Here is an 8,160-nt window from a genome sequence, read left to right as displayed (position 1 = left end):
TGCCCGAAGTAGCCAAAGCACTTACCAATGCTGCTTATTATTTTTGCGATCGCGGTTATACTATAAAACTGTTTGACTGCTACCGCCCGCTTTCAGTCCAAAAACGCATGTGGGAAAAACTGCCCAACAGGATTTATGTGGCCAATCCTGCGCAGGGCTCGATGCACAACCGGGGTGCTGCTGTTGACCTGACTTTGGTAAACAGTGGAGGTGAAGAATTGGAAATGGGAAGCGGTTATGATTTTTTCGGAAGGGCGTCACACACCGATAATTTTAATTTTCCCGAAGAAATTCTGAACAATAGAAAACTTTTGCGTGAAGGCATGGAAGCTTTCGGCTTTTCAGTCATACAGTCTGAATGGTGGCATTTTAACTTTTATGGTATGGGCAGGTCTCCCCTGCTCGACTTTGATTTTAATTGCGAAAATTAAGTGGCCGAAGTTTTAGTAAACTTTTAGTTTGCTTACCTTTGCTGAAATTTTTTGAAAATGATTAAAACGTTTAAGGTTATTGCAATCTGGGAAGGAATTTCACTTATTTTATTACTCTTTTTTGCCATGCCACTCAAATACATCTGGGAGTTGCCAATGGCTGTATCTGTGGTTGGAATGGCTCACGGTGTTTTATTCCTGGCCTACGTGGTGCTTGCATTTATTCTCAATTCTGAATTGAATTGGTCGCTCAAAACCCTAGCGGGAGTTTTGGTAGCTTCCCTTTTGCCTTTTGGGACTTTATATATGGAAAAAAAATACAGCGATGTGATTTATGCTAAGTAAAGAAGATTTTATCAGCTGGAGTGTTTTGTTGAGGGATTACCTGATTGATCAGGGTCTTTCTCTTTTTTGGGCGAAACATATTAACCTGCTGATAATTCTTATATTTATTGGTGGCTTGGCTTATCTTTTTGACAGGCTGCTTCGCAAGGTTGTTGTTAAACTCTTTACTTTTTTCTCCGAAAAAACCACAACAACTTTTGACGATTATCTTGTTCAAAGCCGTTTTCCGAGATACATCGCTCACATTATCCCACTTTGGTTGCTCTCGTTATCTTTTCCGGTTATTTTTGAGGAATTTCCTTTTTGGTTCAAGGTTTTTGATATTATCCTGAATGTTTACGGGATCATTCTAATCGTAAAAATCATTAGGAGCGTGTTGCGTTCTTCCAAAAACTTTTTACGCACCAAAGAACAATATGCCGATAAGCCCCTGGAAAGTTACCTTCAGGTGATTCTTATTTTTTTATGGGGTGTTGCCGGTATGTTTGTCATTTATGTCATTACCGGAAAAGAAGTGCTCAGTTTGTTTTCTCTGGGTGCTGCTTCAGCCATTATCTTGTTGATTTTTAAGGATACAATACTTGGATTTGTGGCTTCTATTCAGGTTTCCGTTAACGACATTGTTAGAATTGGCGACTGGATTACGTTCAGCAAATTTGGTGCAGATGGAACTGTGACCGATATTAACCTGGCGACAGTGAGGGTCCAGAACTGGGACAATACTTTTACAACGATTCCCACTTATAGTTTGATAGCAGACTCGTTTCAAAACTGGCGCGGAATGCAGGAATCAGGTGGCCGACGCATAAAAAGAGCTGTTTACATCAAACAGAATTCCATTAAATTTTTGACCCCCGAAAAGATTGAAGAATTAAAAAAGATTCAACTGGTAAAACCCTATATTGAACATCGCCAACGCGAGATTGAAAGACACAACGAGCGTGTATCGGCTGACAAAAGCGTTTTAATCAACGGAAGGAACCAAACCAATTTTGGTGTTTTTAGAAAATACATCGACTCTTCGTTGAGAAACAATACGGGGGTTAACAACAACCTGATGATTATGGTGCGACAACTGCACCCTACACCACAGGGTATCCCGTTAGAGGTTTACTGTTTTAGTGCCGATAAACGCTGGGAAAATTATGAAGCCATAATGAGTGATGTGTTTGACCACATCATCGCTTCTGCACCTTACTTTGAACTTGAACTGTTTGAGGAGCCCACAGGAAAAGACCTTCAGGGGTTAAAGAGTCATGATTTCAACGCTAACACTGAAAATAAAAACGGTATAAACCCTCAGGGCCTTACATGAAAATAATCATTATTTGTCTTGCTGTATGCTGCTTGTTAAGCACATTGGCACCCTTTATTGCTTCTAAAAAATGGTGGGTGCGTGCATTTGACTTTCCACACCTTCAGCTTACCGTGACAAATGCTATTGTGATTTTCTTTTTATTATTTTTAATTGATTTTCAAAATGTATGGGAGCTGGGTTTGTTAGTACTGTTGTTTTTAGCACTGCTTTACCAGCTGTTCATCATTTACCCCTATACCCCATTTGCTAAAAAGCAAATAGTTACCACTGCAATTAGAAGCAGTAGTGCTTCAATTAAAGTTTTTTCCGCAAATGTCCTCCAGGACAATAAAGATTTTGAAAAATTTTTAAGCGTTTTCAGGAAAGCCAACCCGGATATTGCCGTGCTGTTGGAAACAAATAATTGGTGGCAGGAAAAACTTGCCATTTTAAAGGAAGAATATCCATTTAGGGTGGAATACCCCTTGGAAAACTACTATGGTAGTATCCTGCTGAGCAAATTTAAGCTCAAGGATATGAAAATCAAATTTTTAGTAGATGATGATGTTCCTTCAATTCACGGTAGTGTTCAACTGCCAAACCGCACTTGGGTGAAACTCTACTGCCTGCACCCTATGCCTCCCAGCCCTACTGAAAATGAAAAATCATTAGACCGGGATGCAGAGCTACTTATTGTGGCCAAAGAAATCACAAAAGAAGATTACCCAATTATTGTCTTAGGTGACCTAAATGATGTGGCATGGTCACATACCACCAGAATGTTCCAGAGAATTAGCCGGCTTTTGGATCCTCGAATTGGTCGTGGGTTTTTCAATACCTTTCACGTAAAATACCCCATTTTAAGATGGCCGCTGGATCATTTATTTGTTACAAACGACTTTAAACTTGCCGAATTAGCCCGGTTGGAGGACATTGGCTCAGACCACTTCCCGATGTATGCAGAGCTTTGTCACGGTTGTGATACAGAAGCAAACACACCTCCTGATAAAGCCTCAAAAGAAGACAATATTGAAGCGAAACAAACTATTCAAGATGGCCTTGAAGAAAACGGGAAATTGCCAAGTTAACAATTTCCTGATGATCAAAAGCTAATTCAGGCAGGTCTTTAAGATTAAACCACTTTGCTTCTTTTGCATCATCTGCAGCTTTGGGTTTATTTGACTCTGTTGCAAAACCAACGTAAGCAATTGAAATTGTCCGGCCCCGGGGATCTCTGCCCGGTTTTCCAAAAGTGTACAACTGCTCACAGGATGTTATTTCGATTCCTGTTTCCTCCTTTAATTCGCGTTTTGCTGCCGTTTCAAGGTCTTCATCATTTTCAACAAAACCTCCCGGCAATGCCCATTGATTTTGAAATGGAGGATTTTTACGGCTGATTAATAAAATAAAAGTTTCCTCTTTTTCTTGCTTAAAAACCACGGCGTCAACAGTTACGTTAATGGCTTGTTTTTTCATTTTATTTATTGATATAAACCGTTTTCACATTCACAAACTCCCTGATGCCTTCTTTACCCAGCTCGCGTCCATAACCTGAAGTTTTCACGCCACCAAAGGGCAAGCGAGGGTCACTTTTTACCAGTTCGTTTATAAAAACTGCACCTTCATTGAATTGAGGGATTAATTGTTCCATATTGTTGATGTCTTTAGAAAACAATGAAACTCCCAATCCAAATTTGGAGTTATTTGAAAGTACTATGGCTTCTTTTTCAGTTTTAAATCGGATTACAGCCAGAACCGGTCCAAATGTTTCTTCTTTAAAAATTTCCATTTCGGGAGTTACCAGGTCCGCAATTGTAGGCTCAAAATATGCCTTGTTCCTGTTTCCACCGGTCAATACTTTTGCGCCTTTTTTGACTGATTTTGAAAGTTGTTTTTCCAGTTCTTCAGCCAAATCTTCCCGTGCCAAAACACCAATATAGGTTGCTTTGTTTTCTGGGTCACCGCTTTTTAATTGATTTACTTTTACAACCAATTTTTCCAAAAAACTATCGGCTATGCTTTGGTCAATTAACAAGCGTTTTCCTGCGATACAACTTTGTCCGGTGTTTTGAAAACGCGCTTGTATACAGGTGTCAATGGTTTTGTCAATATCGGCATCTTTAAAAACTACCAGCGCATTGCTTCCTCCAAGTTCCAGCACTGATTTTTTAATGTTATTCCCGGCAACGGAAGCCACGGCTGCTCCAGCTCCCTCACTTCCCGTAAGTGTAACAGCTTTAACAATAGGGTTTTTAATGATGGTTTCGACCTGTGAACTTTCTATCAATAATGTGGTAAAACAATTTTCAGGAAAACCGGCACGTTCAAACACTTTCTGAATGTTTATAGCTGACCCGAATACATTGGAAGCATGCTTGAGCACGGCAATATTTCCCGCCATCAAAGTCGGAGCAGCAAACCTGAAAACCTGCCAGAACGGGTAATTCCAAGGCATAATGGCCAGTACCACGCCAATGGGCTCATAGGAAATGTAGCTTTTGTAAGCGTCTGTTTCAATCGTTTCATTGGCCAGATGTTTTTCGGCATTTTCTGCATAGTATTCACATACCCACGCACATTTTTCAATTTCTGCAACTGCTTGTTTTATGGGTTTACCCATTTCAAGAGTAATGAGTTTAGCATATTCTTGTTTGTTGTTTTTTAATTCTTCCGCAGCTTTGAGCATCAACTTTTTTCTTTCTGAAAACGAAGTTTGTTTCCAAGAATTAAACCTTTTTGAAGCTTTGTCCAGAACAATTTCAACTTCGGCATTGGTTTGAGTTTGAAATGTCTTTATGAGATTCCCGTTGTATGGATTGATTGATTTAATAGTGGCCATAATTTTTGTTTTTTGAACCCTAATTTAAAGCAAATACGTTGAAAGCACCTATTGTTTAAGGGACTTTTAAGTTTTTTTTGTTAATAACATCGTTTATAACTCCACCTGATTTAACTATTAAATGGTTTTTTCATTCCCTAAATTTAGTAAAACCTAAAGTTATGAACTCCCGAGACTTTGATTTAACCGCATTACGTCCCGAAATTTCATCGGCAGTTGTTACTTCATTTATGAGTGCTGATGAGCAATTTCAGAACAAAACCTTACGCCCCATAGTCAAACTTCAAAACGACCTTTTTATACTGGTTTTTCGAAATTATGTAACAAAACACAAAAATGTATTCTATACGCTTTCGCTTGAAAAAAAGCTGAATTATATCGAAAACGCCATTCAAAAAGACATCAAGTTTCGCAATTCCCTCAAGGGAATGGTCATAGGGCAATTCACATTGGAAGAATATGAAGCATACATTCAAAATTCTTCGGCTTTGAACAAGCGAATGATGAACTTGGTCATTGAGCGGTTTAAGAGTAATATCCAGCTTTTTGAAGTTGAATATGCCGTTTAGCTAAAATCACCCAATTTATTAACATAATGATGTAAAAGTTCACAAATGCTCGTACTTTTGTAAGCTAAAATTAACGTGAATGATAAAGAATAAACTCTATATGAAGTGCCTGGAGCTTTTGAACCAGCAGATAGAAAAGTATCAACGTGAAATTGATGTTGTAAAAGAAGCCATTGAAAGTGAAAGTGGCCAATCTGATAATGAAGATGGTGGCAAAGGTGAAATGCTCAACGAAATTGAAAAATATGCCGGATATATTGAAACTTCTGAACGGACTAAAGAGCAATTAAAACGCATTGATGTATCACAGGAACACGTTGTAGTGGGTAACGGAAGCCTGGTAGAAACAGAAAAAAACTTCTTTTTTATAGCCGTTGCTTTAGGCAAACTTAATATAGAGGATAACAAAAACTACTACTCTATTTCTACAGATGCTCCCATCTATGAGCATCTTAAAGGAAAGCAAGCCGGAGATAGTTTTTCGTTCAACAATTTGACGTATAACATTGTGAATGTGTATTAATTACACTGTTGAAACCCCGTTTAAATCGGTAGTAACCACTTCGGTCATATAGTTTAAAAACGGAATCGTCAGTTTAAACAAACGTTTTACTTCTTTTGAAAAATCAGCATCAAGAACTTCTTTATCAGAAAAATAATGAATGACAAAGAAGTTTTTATTTTTAATCAGGTCTATGGCCTTGTGGTCTTTGTCAAATCCTTTGGGAGCTGTTTTAACCTGACTGCTTTCTTCAAAACCGTCAAACTCCTTCTTAAAATCGGGCTGATTAAAAATTTTCCTGATGGGGGTATCATCCATTTCAAACTCTTTCCTGAATCGTAATAAATCCTGTGGATTTGGGTCAAAAAAGCCACAGGCCAAAAATGAATTTCCGGGCTCGAGTTGCAAATAATAACTTCCTCTTCGGTTTGCCCCAGCCCGCATCCAGTTGGCACCTCGATTTGTTTTGTAAGGCGTTTTGTCTTTACTGAAACGCACGTCTTTGTAAATTCTGAAAATTTTTGTCTTTTCGATTTCGTCAAACTCATTCAGGCCGATGGTGATTGTTTCAAAAAACATTTTTAGCGATTTTTCTTCTGTTTGAAAACGCGTTTTGTTGTTTTCAAACCAATCGCGATTGTTGTTTTGTTTAAGTTCGTTTAAGAAAGTAAAAAGAGTTTCATTTATCATATTACAACCATTTTTTAGATTTAAAATAAATCAGCATCCCCATAACCATCAAAATCATAACCCCCCAAACAACAAAATATGCGTATTCCCACTCCAGCTCGGGCATATTGACAAAATTCATCCCATATACGCCGGCCACAAAGGTAAGCGGAATAAAGATTGAGGCCATAATGGTGAGCACTTTCATGATTTCGTTCATTTTGTTTGAAACACTGTTCATGTACAAATCCAATAATGCCAGTGCCGATTCGCGCATCACTTCTATTGTGTCAATGACCTGAATGGTGTGGTCATAAAGGTCTCTGATAAAAACCCTCACATCAGGGTGGAGAATGGACTCATCAATTTTCTCAAACTTGCTGATGACTTCCCGAAGTGGGTACACAGAGCGTCTCAATTCAAGTGATTCACGCCTTATTTTATGGAGTTTGCCCAAAGTTTCATTAGAGGGATTTTCAAGTAATTCCACTTCCAGTGCGTCTATTCTTTCTCCTAAAATTTCAAGAATGACGAAATAATGATCGACTACAGAATCAAGCAATGCATACAGCAAATAATCAGACCCCTTTTTTCTGATAAAACCTTTCCCCTCTTGTATTCGTTTCCTAACCCCATCAAATACATCACCCCTTTTTTCCTGGAAGCTCAATAAAATGTTTTTGTGAAGAATAAAGCTGATTTGTTCATCAATAATTGAATTGTCATCTTCGAGCATAAACATGTTTAAAACAATGTGAATATAATGCTGGTGTTCATCAATTTTTGGGCGCTGGCCAACACTCAAAATATCTTCCATTGTTAGTTTATGAACCAATAGCTTTGAGCAAATGGACTCAATGATACTTTCATCGTGAATACCGTCAATATTAATCCAAAGGGTATCCTGAGCGTTGTCAACAAGACTGATTATATCATCTAGATTTTCCGGCATGAGTTCTTCAGCTTTATGTTCATTGTAATTAAGAACTGAAAACTCAACCTCTTCCATTTTACGTTCTCCCGTAAAAAGAAGTGTTCCCGGAGCAAGACCAAGTTTTGATTTTCTTTTTTGTTTGTTTCTTTTGGATTTAATAGGTTTCTTCATGCTTTAAATTTAAGAAATTATACGAAACTATATGGCATAAAAAATTGTGAAAAAGCAGTTGATAAAGAATTTTATAAAACTTTAAAGCTGTAGTTCTTTTTAGTAGATTTGAGAATCACGTAATTGGGGCAAAATGCGTAGTTTTTTCTTGGCTTTTATATTTTTTCTTTTTTGGTTTGTTGTTGCATTTCTGTACATTTCAAATGACACAACACCCAAGGTGTTTTCCTTTTTCTACAACATAACATTAAAAAAAGAAATTTCAGGAACCACCACAAACCAGACTTCTGAAACACTTGAAAATAAAAATTTGTCAGATGATTTACACAGTACTAAATCTTTACTTGACAACAAAGCCCTGCTCCACGTTTTTAAAGATGATATTGGTTATTTATTTTCACTG

General features: G+C 37.7%; 11 protein-coding genes. 7 read left to right on the top strand and 4 right to left on the bottom strand.

Going from position 1 to position 8,160, the window contains the following annotated elements; genetic code table 11:
* The 4 genes from AC6F75_RS01280 to AC6F75_RS01265 all read left to right on the top strand — a co-directional run.
* Positions 1-431, top strand: a 431-nt coding sequence (locus AC6F75_RS01280) for a M15 family metallopeptidase (protein WP_500713114.1), incomplete at its 5' end; no start/stop codon positions are given.
* A gap of 57 nt (positions 432-488) precedes the next feature.
* The gene (locus AC6F75_RS01275; protein WP_500713113.1) at positions 489-776 is read left to right on the top strand and encodes a DUF3817 domain-containing protein; all 288 of its coding nucleotides are present in this window, start codon (positions 489-491) and stop codon (positions 774-776) included.
* On the top strand, positions 766-2,091 hold the full coding sequence (locus tag AC6F75_RS01270; RefSeq protein WP_500713112.1) for a mechanosensitive ion channel domain-containing protein: 1,326 nt from the start codon (positions 766-768) through the stop codon (positions 2,089-2,091). The genes AC6F75_RS01275 and AC6F75_RS01270 overlap by 11 nt, the downstream gene beginning before the upstream one ends.
* Positions 2,088-3,161, top strand: coding sequence for an endonuclease/exonuclease/phosphatase family protein (locus tag AC6F75_RS01265; RefSeq protein WP_500713111.1), 1,074 nt, complete (start codon positions 2,088-2,090; stop codon positions 3,159-3,161). Before AC6F75_RS01270 ends, AC6F75_RS01265 begins: the two co-directional genes overlap by 4 nt.
* Here the strand turns inward: AC6F75_RS01265 and AC6F75_RS01260 are convergent.
* Entirely contained in the window at positions 3,118-3,549 is a 432-nt protein-coding gene (locus tag AC6F75_RS01260) for an NUDIX domain-containing protein (RefSeq protein WP_500713110.1), read from the bottom strand. The genes AC6F75_RS01265 and AC6F75_RS01260 overlap by 44 nt on opposite strands.
* A gap of 1 nt (position 3,550) precedes the next feature.
* Positions 3,551-4,912 (bottom strand): aldehyde dehydrogenase family protein, encoded by a 1,362-nt coding sequence (locus tag AC6F75_RS01255; RefSeq protein WP_500713109.1) that lies wholly within the window; start codon positions 4,910-4,912, stop codon positions 3,551-3,553.
* Positions 4,913-5,073: 161 nt separating this feature from the next.
* Between AC6F75_RS01255 and AC6F75_RS01250 the strand changes: the two genes are divergently transcribed.
* Both AC6F75_RS01250 and AC6F75_RS01245 read left to right on the top strand, forming a co-directional pair.
* Positions 5,074-5,481 carry a glyoxalase gene (locus AC6F75_RS01250; protein WP_500713108.1) on the top strand — a complete coding sequence of 136 codons (408 nt, stop codon included), beginning with the start codon at positions 5,074-5,076 and terminating at the stop codon, positions 5,479-5,481.
* Between the two features lie 79 nt (positions 5,482-5,560).
* On the top strand, positions 5,561-6,004 hold the full coding sequence (locus tag AC6F75_RS01245) for a transcription elongation factor (protein ID WP_500713107.1): 444 nt from the start codon (positions 5,561-5,563) through the stop codon (positions 6,002-6,004).
* On the opposite strand, the gene AC6F75_RS01240 is transcribed toward AC6F75_RS01245, so the two are convergent.
* Positions 6,005-6,673 carry a TIGR02453 family protein gene (locus tag AC6F75_RS01240; protein WP_500713106.1) on the bottom strand — a complete coding sequence of 223 codons (669 nt, stop codon included), beginning with the start codon at positions 6,671-6,673 and terminating at the stop codon, positions 6,005-6,007.
* A gap of 1 nt (position 6,674) precedes the next feature.
* Complete coding sequence (gene corA / locus AC6F75_RS01235; RefSeq protein ID WP_500713105.1) at positions 6,675-7,757, bottom strand: magnesium/cobalt transporter CorA; 1,083 nt, start codon at positions 7,755-7,757, stop codon at positions 6,675-6,677.
* A gap of 133 nt (positions 7,758-7,890) precedes the next feature.
* Here corA and AC6F75_RS01230 point away from each other — a divergent pair.
* On the top strand, positions 7,891-8,160 hold a 270-nt coding region (locus tag AC6F75_RS01230), incomplete at its 3' end, for a hypothetical protein (RefSeq protein ID WP_500713104.1).

It is taken from the genome of Planktosalinus sp. (assembly GCF_059864935.1).
Note: the sequence above shows the minus strand (reverse complement) of the source record. Positions and strands in the feature narration are given on the sequence as shown.

Excerpts from the sequence above, each read along its gene's own strand:
- AC6F75_RS01270 (WP_500713112.1), top strand. The coding sequence starts at position 766 with ATGCTAAGTAAAGAAGATTTTATCAGCTGGAGTGTTTTGTTGAGGGAT.
- AC6F75_RS01240 (WP_500713106.1), bottom strand. The coding sequence starts at position 6,673 with ATGATAAATGAAACTCTTTTTACTTTCTTAAACGAACTTAAACAAAAC.
- AC6F75_RS01245 (WP_500713107.1), top strand. The coding sequence starts at position 5,561 with ATGATAAAGAATAAACTCTATATGAAGTGCCTGGAGCTTTTGAACCAG.
- AC6F75_RS01265 (WP_500713111.1), top strand. The coding sequence starts at position 2,088 with ATGAAAATAATCATTATTTGTCTTGCTGTATGCTGCTTGTTAAGCACA.
- AC6F75_RS01250 (WP_500713108.1), top strand. The coding sequence starts at position 5,074 with ATGAACTCCCGAGACTTTGATTTAACCGCATTACGTCCCGAAATTTCA.
- corA (WP_500713105.1), bottom strand. The coding sequence starts at position 7,757 with ATGAAGAAACCTATTAAATCCAAAAGAAACAAACAAAAAAGAAAATCA.
- AC6F75_RS01260 (WP_500713110.1), bottom strand. The coding sequence starts at position 3,549 with ATGAAAAAACAAGCCATTAACGTAACTGTTGACGCCGTGGTTTTTAAG.
- AC6F75_RS01255 (WP_500713109.1), bottom strand. The coding sequence starts at position 4,912 with ATGGCCACTATTAAATCAATCAATCCATACAACGGGAATCTCATAAAG.
- AC6F75_RS01275 (WP_500713113.1), top strand. The coding sequence starts at position 489 with ATGATTAAAACGTTTAAGGTTATTGCAATCTGGGAAGGAATTTCACTT.